13 protein-coding genes are annotated in these 16861 nt (G+C 63.8%); 8 read left to right on the forward strand and 5 right to left on the reverse strand.

All coding sequences use genetic code 11. From position 1 onward, the window contains the following. Positions 1–209: 209 nt before the first annotated feature. From hslV to IB267_RS32615, 5 genes are all read left to right on the forward strand, one after another. Entirely contained in the window at positions 210–767 is a 558-nt protein-coding gene (hslV, locus tag IB267_RS32595) for an ATP-dependent protease subunit HslV (RefSeq protein WP_051659613.1), read from the forward strand. Further along, entirely contained in the window at positions 757–1281 is a 525-nt protein-coding gene (locus IB267_RS32600) for a GNAT family N-acetyltransferase (RefSeq protein ID WP_192451523.1), read from the forward strand. Before hslV ends, IB267_RS32600 begins: the two co-directional genes overlap by 11 nt. Further along, the gene (hslU, locus tag IB267_RS32605) at positions 1278–2585 is read left to right on the forward strand and encodes an ATP-dependent protease ATPase subunit HslU (RefSeq protein WP_043616115.1); all 1308 of its coding nucleotides are present in this window, start codon (positions 1278–1280) and stop codon (positions 2583–2585) included. The genes IB267_RS32600 and hslU overlap by 4 nt, the downstream gene beginning before the upstream one ends. A gap of 194 nt (positions 2586–2779) precedes the next feature. Beyond that, on the forward strand, positions 2780–3724 hold the full coding sequence (locus IB267_RS32610) for a DUF1402 family protein (RefSeq protein WP_192451524.1): 945 nt from the start codon (positions 2780–2782) through the stop codon (positions 3722–3724). A gap of 73 nt (positions 3725–3797) precedes the next feature. After that, positions 3798–5192 carry a cytochrome P450 gene (locus IB267_RS32615; RefSeq protein ID WP_192451525.1) on the forward strand — a complete coding sequence of 465 codons (1395 nt, stop codon included), beginning with the start codon at positions 3798–3800 and terminating at the stop codon, positions 5190–5192. On the opposite strand, the gene IB267_RS32620 is transcribed toward IB267_RS32615, so the two are convergent. Continuing rightward, positions 5146–5775 (reverse strand): hypothetical protein, encoded by a 630-nt coding sequence (locus tag IB267_RS32620; protein WP_192451526.1) that lies wholly within the window; start codon positions 5773–5775, stop codon positions 5146–5148. The two genes, IB267_RS32615 and IB267_RS32620, sit on opposite strands and share 47 nt — an antisense overlap. Positions 5776–5925: 150 nt before the next feature. Between IB267_RS32620 and IB267_RS32625 the strand changes: the two genes are divergently transcribed. Next, positions 5926–7929, forward strand: coding sequence for a hydantoinase/oxoprolinase N-terminal domain-containing protein (locus IB267_RS32625; RefSeq protein ID WP_192451527.1), 2004 nt, complete (start codon positions 5926–5928; stop codon positions 7927–7929). Positions 7930–8134: 205 nt separating this feature from the next. Further along, positions 8135–10306, forward strand: coding sequence for a malate synthase G (locus IB267_RS32630; RefSeq protein WP_192451528.1), 2172 nt, complete (start codon positions 8135–8137; stop codon positions 10304–10306). Positions 10307–10434: 128 nt separating this feature from the next. Here the strand turns inward: IB267_RS32630 and IB267_RS32635 are convergent, their stop codons facing one another. Beyond that, on the reverse strand, positions 10435–11124 hold the full coding sequence (locus IB267_RS32635; protein ID WP_192451529.1) for a L,D-transpeptidase: 690 nt from the start codon (positions 11122–11124) through the stop codon (positions 10435–10437). 183 nt (positions 11125–11307) lie between these two features. Here IB267_RS32635 and IB267_RS32640 point away from each other — a divergent pair, with 183 nt between their 5' ends. Next, a complete protein-coding gene (locus tag IB267_RS32640; protein ID WP_192451530.1) occupies positions 11308–11832 on the forward strand; it encodes an MmcB family DNA repair protein in 525 nt (174 codons plus the stop codon). A gap of 57 nt (positions 11833–11889) precedes the next feature. On the opposite strand, the gene IB267_RS32645 is transcribed toward IB267_RS32640, so the two are convergent. The 3 genes from IB267_RS32645 to hrpB form a co-directional block, all read right to left on the reverse strand. Next, positions 11890–12474 (reverse strand): ActR/PrrA/RegA family redox response regulator transcription factor, encoded by a 585-nt coding sequence (locus tag IB267_RS32645; RefSeq protein ID WP_034802128.1) that lies wholly within the window; start codon positions 12472–12474, stop codon positions 11890–11892. 82 nt (positions 12475–12556) lie between these two features. Further along, positions 12557–13864 (reverse strand): ActS/PrrB/RegB family redox-sensitive histidine kinase, encoded by a 1308-nt coding sequence (locus tag IB267_RS32650; RefSeq protein WP_192451531.1) that lies wholly within the window; start codon positions 13862–13864, stop codon positions 12557–12559. A 34-nt stretch (positions 13865–13898) separates the two neighbouring features. Continuing rightward, positions 13899–16358 carry an ATP-dependent helicase HrpB gene (gene hrpB, locus IB267_RS32655; RefSeq protein ID WP_371742692.1) on the reverse strand — a complete coding sequence of 820 codons (2460 nt, stop codon included), beginning with the start codon at positions 16356–16358 and terminating at the stop codon, positions 13899–13901. Between the last annotated feature and the right edge of the window lie 503 nt (positions 16359–16861).

The following is a 16861-nucleotide window of genomic DNA, read 5'->3' on the forward strand; positions in this document are numbered from 1 at the left end:
CTGACGCGGCTCCTTATCAGGCAAAAGCTGAAATATCCAGAACTTGAACGGTCGATTCGAATCATCCGGTGCCAGCCGCCGAACGAAGATTGCGCCGGCGGCCTGTTGCCATTTGCAAACCTGTCTGCCGTACTTACATAGGCCTCAAGCAACCAGGCTCGAGTCACGAGCCGCAATGCCCCGCGTATCAGGGGCCTACGGGTAATTTGATGAGCGAACACAATCCCTACGGAACGATGCATGCGACGACCATCATCACGGTACGCAAGGATGGCAAGGTGGTGATGGCTGGCGACGGCCAGGTGAGCCTTGGCCAGACCGTGATGAAGAGCAACGCGCGCAAGGTGCGGCGGCTTGCCAAGGGCGACGTGATTGCCGGTTTTGCCGGCGCCACCGCCGATGCCTTCACGTTGCTGGAACGGCTCGAAGCCAAGCTCGAGCAGTATCCCGACCAGCTGATGCGCGCTGCTGTCGAGCTCGCCAAGGACTGGCGCACCAACAAGTATCTGCGCAATCTCGAAGCGATGATGCTGGTTGCCGACAAGTCGATCACGCTGGCGATCACCGGCAATGGCGACGTTCTCGAACCCGAGCACGGCACGATCGCCATCGGATCGGGCGGCAACTACGCCTTTGCCGCCGCCCGCGCCCTGATGGACAGCGACAAGTCGGCCGAAGACATCGCCCGCCGGGCGCTGCAGATCGCCGGCGACATCTGCGTCTACACCAACCACAATATCGTCGTGGAGACACTGGATGCCCAATGAGCCCGCGCATGTCAGTTTCGTGCCGGTGGCCGATAGCCACCTGCCGCTGCTGCATGCCTGGCTAAGCGAGCCGCATGTGCGGCAATGGTGGGGCGACCCGGACAAGGAAGTGGAGCTGATCCGCGAAGGCTGTGCGTCGGGAGAAGTGGAAGGCTTCATCTTCCACGTGGCCGGCAAGCCGGCGGGCTACATCCAGTCCTGGGTGCCGGCCCAGTACCCGGACGACGAGCCCTGGGCGAAGGACATGCCGGCCGATGTGCCCGGTATCGACATCTTCATCGGCCCGGCGGAACTGACGGGCAGGGGCGTCGCCTCGCTCGCGGTCCGGGCCTTTGCCGGGCGGCTCTTTGCCGCCGGCGCCCCCCGCGTCGTGATCGACCCCGACGCCGGCAACCGAAGGGCTGTCAGCGCCTACACCAAGGCCGGCTTCGTGCCTTACGCAGAATGGATTGATACGTCCGGCCGCACCCTCCTGATGGAGCTGACGCGGACCGAGTTTGAGAGGACTACATGAGTACGTTTTCACCCAGGGAAATCGTGTCGGAACTCGACCGTTTCATTATCGGCCAGAACGACGCCAAGCGCGCCGTGGCGATCGCGCTTCGCAACCGCTGGCGCCGCCAGCAGCTCGGCGACGAGCTGCGCGACGAGGTGATGCCGAAGAACATCCTGATGATCGGACCGACCGGTGTCGGCAAGACCGAGATCTCCAGGCGGCTTGCCAAGCTCGCCGGCGCGCCCTTCGTCAAGGTCGAGGCGACCAAGTTCACCGAGGTCGGCTATGTCGGCCGCGACGTCGAGCAGATCATCCGTGACCTCGTCGAAGTCGGCATCGGTCTCGTGCGCGAAAAGCGCCGCGTCGAAGTCAAGGCCAAGGCCCACCAGAATGCCGAGGAGCGTGTGCTCGACGCGTTGGTCGGCGCCACTGCATCGCCGGCAACGCGCGACAGTTTCCGCAAGAAGCTGCGGGCCAACGAGCTCGACGACAAGGAAATCGAGATCGACATCGCCGAGACCGGCGCACCGGGCGGCGGCTTCGAGATCCCGGGCATGCCGGGCGCAAATATCGGCGTGCTCAATCTTTCGGAGATGTTCGGCAAGGCGCTCGGCGGCCGCACCAAGAAGGTCAAGACGACCGTCAAGGCTTCCTATGCCATGCTGATCGACGACGAGTCCGACAAGCTGCTCGACAACGAGCAGATCCAGCGTGAGGCCATGAAGGCAGTTGAGGACGACGGCATCGTCTTCCTCGACGAAATCGACAAGATCGCCTCGCGGGAAGGCGGCATGGGCGCCGGCGTGTCGCGTGAAGGCGTGCAGCGAGACCTGTTGCCGCTCGTCGAAGGCACGACGGTCGCCACCAAATACGGGCCGGTCAAGACCGACCACATCCTCTTCATCGCGTCCGGCGCCTTCCATGTGGCAAAGCCGTCGGACCTGCTGCCGGAATTGCAGGGCCGCCTGCCGATCCGCGTCGAGCTGCGCGCGCTGACCAAGGAAGACTTCCGCCGCATCCTGACGGAAACCGAGGCGAGCCTCATCCGCCAGTACAAGGCGCTGCTGGACACGGAAGAGGTCAAGCTCGACTTCACGGACGACGCGATCGACGCGCTTGCAGATGTGGCCGTGCAGTTGAACGCCACGGTCGAGAACATCGGTGCCCGCCGGCTGCAGACCGTGATGGAGCGTGTGCTGGACGAGATCTCGTTCAATGCACCCGACCGTGCAGGCCACGAGGTGACGATCGACGCCGAATATGTGCGCAAGCATGTCGGCGACCTCGCCGCCAACACCGACCTGTCGCGCTACATCCTGTGACATTTCGGTCGTAGGGCCATGCAAACGCCCGCAACCCTGAATACGCAGGCCGCCTGTCTCTCGACAGGCGGCCGCATTTTTTCTAACACGGATGCGGTTACCGATCGTGGTCCGGGCATCTTTCCGACATGATCTTGGCGTAGGAGCGCCCCGCCGACCGAGGCAGCCTCCACCAGTCACAGGAAGAAGAGATCGTGCGTTTCACCGCCTGCATGCTCGCTATCGCCACGTTTTGCCTGACCGCAAGCCAGTCATTCGCCGCGACCGACGTTCCGCCGGGCAACCGCAACGTCGAGCAACCGGCGATCCCCGGCGCATCCGTGCGCCGCACCAAGGCCGGCCGCACGTCCTTTGACGCCAAGTTCGACAAGGTCCGCGATCTCCTGGCGACCGACAAGCAGCTGATCAGCAAGATCAAGTCCGTGTCGCGCGCCTATGGCATCGCGCCGATCCACATGGTCGGCGCCATCGTCGGCGAGCACACCTACAATGTCGACGCCTACGACCGGCTGCAGTCCTATTACGTCAAGGCGGCGGCCTATGCCGGCAACAGCTTCCAGTTCGGCTATGATGGCGAGACGGTCGCCGAATTCGTGGCTCGCCCGCAATTTTCCGAATGCGGCGCCAAGAAGGGCGCCTATGCGCTGTGGAGTTGCCGCGAGCGGGTCTGGGACAACGACTTCCGTGGCAAGTCGGTGGGCGGCAAGTCCTACCCGAACAACCGGTTCAGCGCCGTCTTCTTCCAGCCGTTCTTCGCCGGCCAGACCTTTGGCCTCGGTCAGATCAACCCGCTGACCGCGCTGATGTTGACCGATATCGTCGCGAAGACCTCGGGCTATGAGCGTCTGGACGAGAACAACGCCGCGGGCGTCTATGAGGCAATCATGGATCCGGACGTGTCGCTCGCCTATATGGCGGCCTCGATCCGCCACTCGATCGATGCCTACAAGTCGATCGCCGGCGTCGATATCTCCACCAACCCAGGCGTCACCGCGACGCTCTACAATGTCGGCAATCCCGATGGCCGTGCGGCCGCACTCGCCGCCAAGATCCAGAACGGTCAGGCGCAATGGCCGGAGGAGAACTATTACGGCTGGCTCGTCAACGACAAGCTGTCGGAACTCGAAAGCCTGCTGTGATTCACGTGAAGCACTTTCCTTGATTGCGCCGTAAAAACCTGAAATCCTGGGGCAATCGAGAAAGGCAATCACCATGGACATGCGTCCGGAGCCGTTCGAACCGCCGGCTCCCGTCCCCCGTGTCGGCATTCCTTCCTACCTGAAGATCATCAGGACCGTGCTGCGCAATCCGCTCGAACTGTGGGGCGAGCCGTCCTATACGCTGCCCTGGATCGAGACGAAGTTCGTCACCCAGCGCACCCTGATCGTCAACGATCCCGGCCTCATCCGCCATATCCTCGTCGACAATGTCGCCAATTACGAAATGTCGAAGGTGCGGCGGCTCATCCTCAGGCCGATCCTGCGCGACGGGCTGCTGACGGCGGAAGGCGAGGTCTGGAAGCGTTCACGCAAGGCCATGGCGCCGGTGTTCACGCCGCGCCACGCCAAGGGTTTCGCCGGGCAGATGCTGCGCAGTTCGGAAGCGTTCGTCGAGCGCTATGCTGGAGCCAAGAAGGCACCCTTTACCACCAATGTCGCGAACGACATGACGGAGCTGACCTTCGATATCCTGGCCGAAACGCTGTTTTCCGGGGAGGTCGCCGTCGAGCGCGAAGGCTTCGTCCAGAGCGTCGAGGAACTGCTGCACCGGATGGGCCGCGTCGATCCGATGGACATCCTGCTCGCGCCGGAGTGGGTTCCGCGCCCGACCCGGATCGGCGGCAGGAAGGTGATGAACCGTTTCCGCTCGATCGTGTCGGAGACCATGGCGCTTCGCCGCCGCAAGATGGTGGAGGACCCGAAGGGCACGCCGCAGGATTTCCTGACGCTGCTTTTGGAGATCGAAGGCAGCCAGGGACTTTCGACCGCCGAGATCGAAGACAACATCCTCACCTTCATCGGTGCGGGGCATGAGACCACCGCCCGGGCACTTGCCTGGACGCTCTACTGCGTCGCCAATACGCCCGCCTATCGCGAGACGATGGAGGCAGAGATCGATGCTGTGATCGCAGGTGGTGCCGAGCCGGTCGAGTGGCTCGGCCTGATGCCGCATGTTCTCGCCGCCTTCGAGGAGGCAATGCGGCTCTATCCGCCAGCGCCGTCGATCAACCGTGCTGCGATCGAGGAGGACCAATGGACCTCGCAGTCAGGCGAGCGCGTCCGTATACCTAAGGGTATCGCCGTGCTGATCATGCCCTGGACGCTGCATCGCCACGTTCTCTATTGGGAGAAGCCGCGCGCTTTCATGCCCGAGCGTTTCCTCCCGGAAAACCGCGAAAAGCTGCACCGCTACCAGTATCTGCCCTTCGGCGCCGGGCCGCGCGTCTGCATCGGCGCGACCTTCGCACTGCAGGAGGCGGTGATCGCGCTCGCGGTGATGATGCACCGCTACCGCTTCGATCCGACCGCGGAGACCAATCCCTGGCCGGTGCAGCGGCTCACTACTCAACCGCGGGGCGGGTTGCCGATGAGGGTTTCGGTTCGCTGAAGGTCTTGCCGGGGATCGGTGACTGTACCGAACGCACCGGAGAATCCGCCGGCTTCGGCTGCTGCAGCATCTTCGACGGTTTCTTGATCGTCTTGATCTGGGCGCAGGTCGCGTCGCCGACATTGTCGCAGGGTTTGTAGACGACGATCTCGCTGCCGGCGCCATCGTCCCAGACCGCCTGGATCGTCAGCGTCTGCGCCGTTTTGGCGGGTAGCGAGATATAGACATACTCAGCTGTCTCGTCGCCAGGCAGATTGAAAGGCAGCTGCGGATTGCACTTGGCCAGCGGGAAGCGTTGGTCGAGCGCGTCCGAATTGATCGAATAGCGGATTTCCGATAGCCGGCAATGCATCGTCTGCAATGCGGTGAAATAGATCAGTTGCCGGTCGTCATAGTCGCGAAACTGGATCCAGCCGGTCTGCTTGTTGGCATCGAGCATCGCCTTGTAAATCGCGACTTCGGGAAGCTGCGGCTTGTATTCTTCCTCGTCCGTGTCCTGGGCGTGCGCCGCGCCAGTCGTAAGGCCAAGCGAAATGGCTGAAAGCAGCCAAACAAAGGCGAGTGGACGGCGGCGTTGGTGCATGCGCTATGTCTCCGGCCTGCCTTTGTGTCGCTCGACAGATCATCGATGTCTGCGGCACGATGGTTTTCCCTTGAAATATGTCATATCACCGCATCGATCCCCATTGAACCCGGGGCCTCTGCGCCCCGCGCGAATTCCGGACTGCGCGAATTGACCTCCCATTTTCTTCTCGGCATCGACACCGGCGGGACCTACACCGACGCCGCCCTCTTCTCGGAGACGCAAGGGGTGGTCGCCAAGGCCAAGGCGCTGACGACCCGTCACGACCTCGCGGTCGGCATTTCCGGTGCGGTCGAGGCGGTGCTCGATCAGGCCAAGGTGCCGGTCTCGGCAATCAGCATGGTCTCGCTGTCGACGACGCTTGCCACCAATGCGCTGGTCGAGGGGCAGGGCGGTCGCGCCGGCCTCGTCATGATCGGTTTCGGCCCCGAGGATCTGAAGCGCGACGGTTTGCAGGAAGCGCTCGGCTCCGACCCGGTGATCTTCCTGCCGGGCGGGCACAATGTGCATGGCGGTGAGACGCCGCTGGACATGAGCGAACTGGACGCTGTCCTGCCAACGCTTGCTGGTCAGATCTCCTCCTTCGCTGTTGCCGGCTATTTCGCCGTCCGCAACCCGGCTCACGAAAAGGGTGTGCGCGACCGTATTCGCGAAGTCTCGCATCTGCCGGTCACCTGCAGCCACGAACTCTCGTCGAAACTGGGTGGCCCGCGCCGGGCCCTGACGACACTTCTCAACGCCCGTCTGGTCTCGATGATCGACCGGCTGATCGGCTCCTGCGAAGGGTTCCTCAAGGCGCGCGGCATCGACGTGCCGATGATGGTGGTGCGCGGTGACGGTGCGCTGATTTCGGCCGAGGAGGCGCGACTGCGCCCGATCGAAACCATTCTTTCCGGCCCGGCGGCGAGCCTCGTCGGCGCAAGGCATCTGACCGGCCTCGACAATGCCGTGGTCTCCGACATCGGCGGAACGACGACCGACGTCGCCGTGCTCGACGGCGGGCGACCGCGGCTCGACGCCGAAGGGGCCGTTGTCGGCGGCTTTCGCACCATGGTCGAGGCGGTGGCGATGCGGACCTACGGTCTCGGCGGCGATTCGGAAGTGCGCATCAACGATCGCGGCCTCAAGGCGAAGATCGACCTCGGCCCACGCCGGCTGATGCCGCTCAGCCTTGCCGCAGCGCTCCACGGCGACGCGGTCATCGCCGTTCTTGAAAGACAGATGCGCGCCCAGCACACCGGACGCAACAATGGACGCTTTGCCGTCCGCACCGGCCTACCGGATCATCTTGCAAGCGGCCTGCAGCCACAGGAGCAGGCGCTCTACGAGCGCATCGATAGCGTCCCCGTGTCGCTGGAAACGCTGCTGGTCTCGACGCCGCAGAAGGCGACGCTCGATCGCCTGGTGGCCCGCGGGCTCGTCCATATCTGTGGTCTGACGCCGTCCGACGCCATGCACGTGCTCGGCCGGCAGTCGCAATGGAACCTGGAAGCGGCCGAACTCGGCATCCAGCTTGCCGCCCGCACCCGCGACGGCTCCGGCCAGCCGATTGCTTCTTCTCCGGAGGCGATGGCGCAGATGATCGTCGACCGCCTGACGCGGCAATCCTCCGAAGTCATCCTGCAGGCCTGCCTTGGCGAGGACGGTGCCGGTGCGATCGATCCCGCCGTGTCTCAGGCCGTCGATCGTGCGCTGACCCGGACGCCGGGCATCGTGCGTTTCGCGCTGGGTCTCGATCGCCCACTCGTCGGCCTTGGAGCTTCGGCGCCGGTTTATTACCCGGCTATCGCCGAGATGCTCGGAACCGAAGCCGCCATTCCCGAGGAGGCCGGCGTCGCCAATGCCGTCGGCGCCGTGGTCGGCCAGGTGAGCGCCACGGTCACCGTTTTCGTGACGATGCCGGAGGAGGGCATCTTCGTCGTCAACGGTGCCGGGGCCAGCGAACGTTTTCTCGATCAGGATAAGGCGTTTGATGCCGCGCGCCGGCGGGCCGAGACGACGGCACTGGAAATGGCGCGCACCAATGGTGCCGATGAACCCGCTTCTTTGTTGCGCGAGGAAATCGATGCGCCGGAAGTCGAGGGCAACCGTAAGCTCGTCGAGGCCCGGTTCATTGCGTCCGCCAGCGGTCGTCCGCGCATCGCGCACGGCTGATCTTTTCCATTTCGGAAACAATTCTTCGCATCCTTGCAGAATTGACAGGGAATGAATTGATGAGAAACTGCGGCCGTTTCACGCGCGTATTGCGCATGGGCTGGTCCGCGACCCGCTTCAGGCGCAAGATCAACATGTTGGGGCGTTTTCATCGCATCCGTTCGGATCGGTGGCGCTCCTTACGTCTATTTCAAGGAGTTGGCAGATGGACCGCATTGAGACCTATGGATTGAAGATTGATGCGGACCTCCATCGCTTCCTGGTGGAAGAGGCGATGCCGGGAACCGGCGTCGAGGCCGAACATTTCTTCGAGCAGCTTTCCGCCCTCGTGCACGACCTGGCCCCGAAGAACCGGGCTCTGCTCGCCAAGCGCGACGACCTGCAGGCCAAGCTCGACGCCTGGTACAAGCAGAACGGCGCGCCGAGCGACATGGAGACCTATCAGACCTTCCTGCGCGATATCGGCTATCTGCTGCCCGAGGGTGGCGCGTTCAGCGTTTCGACTGCCAATGTCGATCCGGAAATTGCAACCATCGCCGGACCGCAGCTCGTCGTTCCCGTCATGAATGCGCGCTATGCGCTGAACGCCGCCAATGCACGCTGGGGTTCGCTCTATGACGCGCTCTACGGCACGGATGCGATCTCGGTCGCCGATGGCGCCGAAAAGGGCCGCGGCTACAATCCGAAGCGCGGCGCCAAGGTCATTGCCTGGGCGCGCGATTTCCTCGATGCCAGCGCGCCGCTGGAAAAGGGCAACTGGGCCGACGTCACGTCGCTCAAGGTCGCCGGCAATGCGCTGACGGTCGGCCTCAAGGACGGTTCGAGCACGACGCTTCGCAACCCCGCCCAGTTCGTGGGCCACGGTGGTTCGGAAGGCGAGCGCTTCGAGATCGTTCTCCGGCACAACAATCTGCATGCGATCGTCGTTCTCGACGCGTCCACGCCGATCGGCAAGGAAGATCCGGCCGGCATCGCCGACGTCATTCTCGAATCGGCGATCACCACGATCATGGACTGCGAGGATTCGGTTGCGGCCGTCGACGCCGAAGACAAGGTCGTCGTCTACCGCAACTGGCTGGGCCTGATGAAGGGCGACCTCGAAGAAGAAGTCGCCAAGGGCGGCAAGACCTTCATCCGTCGCCTCAATCCCGATCGCATCCACACAGCCACCGCCGGCGGCACTTTGTCTCTGCCGGGGCGCTCGCTGATGCTGGTTCGCAACGTCGGCCACCTCATGACGAATCCGGCTATCCTTGATCGAGACGGCAACGAAGTGCCCGAAGGCATCATGGATGCCATGGTCACCGCGCTGATTGCCCTGCACGATGTCGGCAAGGGGGGGCGCCGCATGAACTCCCGCGAGGGGTCCATGTATGTCGTCAAGCCGAAGATGCATGGCCCCGAGGAAGTCGCCTTCGCCAGCGAGATTTTCGGCCGTGTCGAAAAGGCGCTCGGCATGCCCGCCAACACCATGAAGATGGGCATCATGGACGAGGAACGCCGCACCACGGTCAACCTCAAGGAATGCATCCGCGCTGCCCGCGAGCGCGTCGTCTTCATCAACACCGGTTTCCTCGATCGCACCGGCGACGAAATGCACACCTCGATGGAAGCGGGCCCGATGATCCGCAAGGGCGACATGAAGCAGGCGGCCTGGATCGGCGCCTACGAAAACTGGAACGTCGACGTCGGGCTTGAATGCGGCCTGTCCGGCCACGCCCAGATCGGCAAGGGCATGTGGGCGATGCCCGACCTGATGGCAGCGATGCTGGAACAGAAGATCGCCCACCCGAAGGCCGGCGCCAACACCGCTTGGGTTCCGTCGCCGACCGCAGCGACGCTGCATGCCACGCACTACCATCGCGTCAATGTCGCAGAGGTCCAGGCGAGCCTGAAGAGCCGCGCCCGCGCCAAGCTCTCCGATATCCTGTCGGTACCGGTCGCCGTCCGTCCGAACTGGACGCCGGAGGAAATCCAGCGCGAACTCGACAACAACGCGCAAGGCATCCTCGGCTACGTCGTTCGCTGGGTCGACCAGGGCGTTGGCTGCTCGAAGGTCCCCGACATCAACAATGTCGGCCTGATGGAAGACCGCGCGACGCTGCGCATTTCCGCCCAGCACATGGCCAACTGGCTGCACCACGGCGTCGTCACCGAGGCCCAGGTCGTCGAGACGATGAAGCGCATGGCGGCCGTCGTCGACGGCCAGAACGCCGACGATCCGCTTTATGTCGCGATGGCCGGCAACTTCGACGGCTCGATCGCCTTCCAGGCGGCCGTCGAACTCGTCCTCAAGGGCCGCGAACAGCCGAACGGCTACACCGAGCCGGTCCTGCACCGTCGCCGCCTGGAGCTGAAGGCGCTGAGCGCCGCCTAAGCAACTTCTGGGAAGGCCGGTCGAACCTGGCTGGCCGGCCGCTCTTGCGTCGATAGATGCAGACACTGAAAAAGAAAAAGGCCGCCGAGATGATTGGCGGCCTTTCGATTTCAGTCGATCGGACTTGTTTACTGCTGGACGACGACGCGGGCGCTCTTGCCGGGGCGAACGCGCGAATAGAGGTCGATGATGTCCTGGTTGATCAGGCGGATGCAGCCGGACGAGGCTGCGGTACCGATCGAGGACCACTCCGGCGTGCCGTGCAGGCGGAACAGGGTGTCCTTGCCCTGGTCATTGAAGAGGTAGAGCGCGCGGGCGCCAAGCGGGTTCTTGAGGCCTGGGCCCATGCCATCTTCGACATACTTGGCGACTTCCGGCTTGCGTTCCGCCATTTCCTTCGGCGGATGCCACATCGGCCATTCCTGCTTCCAGGCGATATAGGCTTCGCCTTCCCATGCAAAACCGGCCTTGCCGACGCCGATGCCGTAACGAACGGCCTTGCCGCCGGGCAGCACGTAATAGAGGAAGCGATTCGGCGTGTTGACGACGATCGTTCCGGGGCGCTCGCTGGTGGCGTAATCGACGATCTGGCGATGGAAACGAGTATCGACCTTGCTGATCGGGATGGCCGGCAGCGCGTAACCGTGGTCCTCAACTGCGCCATAATCGCCGTTAAAGATCTGATTCGTAGCAACCTGTACCGTTGCGGGCGCGGGTTCGTTCGCAGCCGTTTTGGGCTTGGACGAGGTCGTCGAGCAGCCGGCAACGGCGAGTGTCGCCGCGAGGCTGCACAAGAGGAAGGCATTGCGGAAGCGCATGGGAGTCTCTTAAAAAGAAGCGAAGTAAAACTGGGTCGCCGCGACCGACAGTGACTACGGTTATTTTCGATTAGTTTGAGCTATGCAAGAGATTGCGCGGCCACAATTTGGCTGAAAAGTGCAAATTCCATGACCCTTGTTTTTTTGCAACAAAAATGACCGGCCCAAAGGGACACCGGACGCATGACGATCCTCTCCATCCATGGCGACAACCCCTTGATCGACGGCCGCCAATCGAATCGCGCGATGATGGTGCGCCGCGGCGTGCAGCGGCTTTTCGCCGATCTGCGCCATTCCGTCCTGCCGGAACTAACCTTGGCGAGTGGGCGGCGCGCCGATCTGATCTCCTTGTCGATGAAGAGCGAGATCTGGATCGTCGAGATCAAAACCTCGATCGAGGACTTTCGCGTCGACCGCAAATGGCCGGATTACCGCCAGCATTGCGACCGGCTGTTCTTCGCCACCCATGCCGGCGTGCCGCTCGATATCTTCCCGGAGGACTGCGGGCTGCTGCTGTCTGATGGTTATGAAGGCCACATCGTTCGCGAGGCGCCCGAGCACAAGCTGCCGCCGGCGACGCGCAAGTCGGTGCTCCAGCTTTTTGCCCGTACGGCGGCGCAACGGTTGATGCTCGCGGAATGGGCGGCAGAGCGCAACGGCGAACTTGGCGATTCGATTGGCGACATCCTCTCCGGCGGTCGCGACTGAGCCTGGAGGGGAGATGACCGGAGCAGCGGTTTTGCGCCGGTCGCGGGAGCCGGTTGCTTACTTCGGCGCGCGCTTGGCGAGAATGCGCTGCAGCGTGCGGCGGTGCATGTTGAGCCGGCGTGCCGTTTCCGAGACATTGCGCTCGCACATCTCATAAACGCGCTGAATATGCTCCCAGCGGACGCGATCGGCCGACATCGGGTTTTCCGGCGGCTCGACGCGCTCGCCCTGGCGCTGCACGAGTGCCGCAAAGATGTCGTCGGCGTCGGCAGGCTTGGCGAGATAGTCGACCGCACCGAGCTTCACCGCATTCACGGCAGTGGCGATGTTGCCGTAGCCGGTCAGCATGATCATGCGCGTGTCGTCGCGCCGTCCGCGGATCGCCTCGATCACGTCGAGGCCGCTGCCATCGCCGAGCCTGAGGTCGATCACCGCGTATTTCGGCGGGTTGCCCTTGGCCTTGGCAATGCCTTCCGCGACCGATTCGGCGATGTCGACCGAAAAGCCACGGGCTTCCATGGCGCGGGCCAACCGTCTGAGAAAGGGCGCGTCGTCATCGACCAGGAGCAGGGTGCGGTCCGGCCCGATCAGTTCGGCGTCCTGTGCGGTGGTGCTGGGCGAAGCTGTCGATTTGTCGGTCATTCTCGCAATCCTTGAGCGAAAACAGAACGCTTTCGCCGAGATTATAGGTTTCTTCTGCTGTCGTTCAATAAACTGCGAAATGTCATTTCGCCAGTTTCGTATCCATCAGGGCGCGCGGCCATTCGACGCTGACCCGGGCGCCCGGCCTGTCCGGCCCGCCATTCTCGAAGCGCAGGCGCGCGCCCGAACGCTCGAGCAGCGTCTTGGCGATGAAGAGCCCGAGGCCGAGGCCGCCGGCGCTGTCATCCTTCTGCCGACGCGTCACATAGGGCTCGCCGATCCGCTGCAGGATATCGGGTGCAAAGCCGTCACCGTCGTCGGCGATCGTGACGCGAACCCGATCCGCGGTGTGCTCGACGGTTACGGTCACTTGTTTTTTGGCGTAGTCGACGGCGTTTTCCAAGAGGTTGCCGAGCCCGTAGAGAATGCCGGCATTGCGGTTGCCGACCGGCTCGGCGGCACGGTCGCCCTTTTCGATGAGCTCGATGTGGATGCCGAACTCGCGATGCGGCGCCATCACCTCCTCTATCAGTGACGACAGCGGCAAAAGCCGCATGTGCTCCTCGCTCTCGGAGGACAGGGTCGTCAGCCGCTTCAGAATATCGCGGCAGCGTTCGCTCTGGCTGCGCAGCAGATGCACGTCCTCGCCGAAGCGCGGATCGTCGCCGAGTTCGCGTTCCATCTCCTTGGCAACGACGCTGATCGTCGCAAGCGGTGTACCGAGCTCGTGGGCCGCAGCGGCCGCAAGCCCATCGAGCTGCGACAGGTGCTTTTCCCGCTGCAGCACCAGTTCGGTCGCCGTCAGCGCCTCCGACAGCTCACTCGCTTCCAGAGACACGCGGTAGGTATAAAAGGCGGCAAAGGCGGTCATCGATACGATCGCGAACCAGATGCCTGCGGTCAGCACCCGCGGCATCAGGAGAACCGTGCCCGGATACCAGGGCAGCGGAAAGGGCGAGAAGGCGAGTGCGGTGATGGCGATCACCGCAAAACCGGCGAGGATGATGCTGTGCGATTTCGGCTGCGACGCCGAGGAAATGATGACCGGTACGCAGAGCAGCGGCGCGAAGGGATTGGTGAGCCCGCCGGTGATGAACAGCAGCCCGGTGATCTGCGCGAGATCGAGGCCGAGAAGCGCGAAGGCGGCCGGCGGCTGCAGCCGGTGCGTCGGAGGATAGCGCAGTGTGACATAGGCGTTGACCAGCGCCAGGCTCGCGATCAGCACCAGGCAAGAAATCAAGGGCAGCGGAAACTGCAGCCAGAAGGCGGTGATGAGGACGGCGATCGACTGGCCGCCGACGGCCAACCAGCGCAGTCGCACAAGCGTCTGCAGGCGCAGGCTGCGGTTGCTGGTCTGGTCGTTGTTGTGTTCGAGCGCAACAGTGGTCATTCGTGCCTGCATTCCAATTATCGATGCTTTCGTCTCATGTACCACGGGGCTTGGCCCGTGTCGTCGGCGACGCGTTGGCCGGATCCTCGGGCCAGGGGTGCTTCGGATAGCGCCCGCGCATGTCAGCGCGCACGTCGCGCCAGGAGCCCGCCCAGAAGCCGGGCAGGTCGCGCGTCGTCTGGATCGGCCGATGGCCAGGCGAGATCAGTTCGAGCAGCAGCGGCAGCCGCCCGTCGCCGATCGCCGGATGGGTCTTCAGGCCGAAGAGTTCCTGCACCCGGATCGACAGCAGCGGCTCGTCGCCGTCGTAGTGGATCGGGTGCCGCTGCCCGGTCGGCGCTTCGAAATGCGTCGGGGCGAGCTTGCCGAGTTCGCGTTGCCGCTCATGCGGGATGAGGGAGAGCAGACCGTCGGAGAGATTCGATGCCTTGATGTCGGCAATCGCGGTCACGCCGTGCTGGAAAGGCACGAACCAATCGTCGAGACGGTCGAGCAGCGCTTGATCGGAAACATCCGGCCACGGGTCGCCGATCGAACGATTGAGGAAGCCGATGCGGTCGCGCATCTGCATCGCCTCCTTGGAGAAGGGGAGAACGGCGAGCCCGAGTTGGCGCACGCCGTCGGCGAGCGCGCGCGCCGCCGACGAGCCGGTCGGTCGTGCAAGCGGCGCTTCCTCGAAGATGATGGCGCCGAGCCGCGTCACCCGCCGTGCCCGCACCTGTCGGCTGGCCTTGTCGAAAAAGCTCTGGTCTTCGCGCGTAATCGCCTCGGGCATATGCGCCTCGACCTCGGCGCGCGTCAGCTCTGCCGCCGCCAGCACCCGCTGGCCACCGGCGCGGCCGGTCAGGTCGGCGATGACGAGCATGGAAGCCGCTGCCAGCCGCTCCGTCTCCGGAATTTCCGCACCCCGCCCGTTTGCCATGACGAATCGGCCACGGCCACCGCGCTGTAAAGCGATGCGGTCGGGGAAGGCGTGCATCAGCAGCGCACCCGGCTGGATCGGTTCGTGAGATTTCGGAGCGCCCTTCAACTCGGCCGCCATGCGCCGCGCCAGATTGCGCGAGGCCTCGGCGCGGTCGCCACGCTCCTGCCGGAAGCGGCGCAGCCGATCCTCGAGATCGATGCTGTTGCCGCCGAGACCCTGTTCGGTGAGCATGACCGCCAGCAGGCAGGCCACTTCCGCCTGGCCCTCTTCGGCGGCAGCGACCGCCATGGCCGCAAGCCGCGGCGGCAAGGCGAGATCGCGGATCTTGCGGCCGGCTGGCGTCAGCGCGCCGGTCTCGTCCAGGGCGCCGAGGCTGTTCAGCAGTTTCCTGGCCTCGGCAAGCGTTGTTTCCGGCGGCGGATCGATGAAGGCAAGGGTGGTGGGATCGCTGACACCCCAATGGGCGCAGTCGAGCAGCAGGCCGGAGAGGTCGCTGGCCAGAATCTGCGGCGGCGTGAAGGCAGCGAGCGCCGCGGTCTGGCCGCTGTGCCAGAGGCGGATGGCAATGCCAGGTTCGGTTCGCCCCGCGCGGCCGGCGCGCTGGTCGGCAGACGCACGCGACACGCGCACCGTCTCCAGCCGGGTGATCCCGGTCGCGGCTTCAAAGATCGGAAGGCGCTGCAGGCCGCTGTCGATGACGATGCGCACGCCGTCGATGGTGATCGAGGTCTCGGCGATCGAGGTGGCAAGCACGATTTTGCGGGTGCCTGATGGAGCTGGCCGGATCGCTGCATCCTGCTCCTTCTGGGTCAGGTTGCCGTAGAGCGGTACGATCGCCGTATTGCTATCGAAGCGGTCCTGCAGTCGCGTGGCGACGCGGGTGATTTCGGCCTGGCCGGGCAAAAAGGCGAGGATCGAGCCGTCTTCCGTGCGATGCGCCTCGGCAATGGCCCGCAGCATCGTATCCTCGACGCTGTCGCCGCCGCGGTCCTGGTAACGGATGTCGATCGGATAGCTGCGGCCCTGGCTTTCGATGACCGGCGCACCGCCGAGCAGGCCCGAGACCCGCTCGACATCGAGCGTTGCCGACATGACGATGATCTTCAGGTCGTCGCGCAGTGCCGCCTGCACGTCGAGCGCCAGCGCCAGCCCGAAATCCGCATCGAGCGAGCGCTCGTGGAATTCGTCGAAGAGCACGGCTGCGACGCCTTTGAGTTCGGGGTCGTCGAGGATCATGCGGGCAAACACGCCCTCGGTCACCACTTCTATGCGTGTCTTGCCCGAGACGCGGTTGTCGAGACGCATGCGATAGCCGACCGTTTCGCCGACCTTTTCTCCCAGGAGCTCGGCCATGCGGCCTGCGGCGGCGCGGGCTGCCAGCCGACGTGGCTCGAGCAGAATGATCTTTCCGCCCTTTGCCCAGTCCTGATCGAGCAGGAAGAGCGGAACGAGCGTCGTCTTGCCGGCGCCGGGCGGGGCGGAAAGCACCACGGAGGGGCCTGCGGTGAGCGTATGCGCCAGTGCGGGCAGCACCTCGCGAACCGGAAGCGCAGGAAGCTGTGTCGTCACGTCTGGTTCTCCGCCCCTATAGAGATGATGGCGCTGCCTCGGCGCATCCGTCGGCTCATGCATCACCATGTTGTCGGTCTGCCCGCCGCATGGATCGTCATGTTGGGCAGGGCGGACAGTTCGCAAGTACGGCAATAGTCGGCCCAAGGGCAAGCAGGCGCATCCGTGAGCGCGCTTCGCATGGCGCTTCCTTGCTGGGGGCATCTACATCTGACGGCCGAAAGGCCCTTGCTATCTATATGTAGAAGAGGTCGCTCAGAGGGGCGTTTTGACCACACGAAATGGCCGTCAGGTTTTTGACCGTCTGGTCAAAGATTCGCACTGCAGATTCGCTGGTTTTCCGACGCATCAAATCGACCTAGTTTATCAACAGCTAGAATTATTGTTTATAAACAGTGAGTTGTCGATTTTTGAAGTTTTTTTGAAGGTTGCTGTTGACGTCTGTGAGGGCGGGGGTCTATAAGCCCGATCACTGACGAGGGCGGCGGCGCTGCTGGCGACGA

The organism is Ensifer sp. ENS09, from assembly GCF_014852425.1.
Taxonomy (GTDB): Bacteria; Pseudomonadota; Alphaproteobacteria; order Rhizobiales; family Rhizobiaceae; genus Ensifer.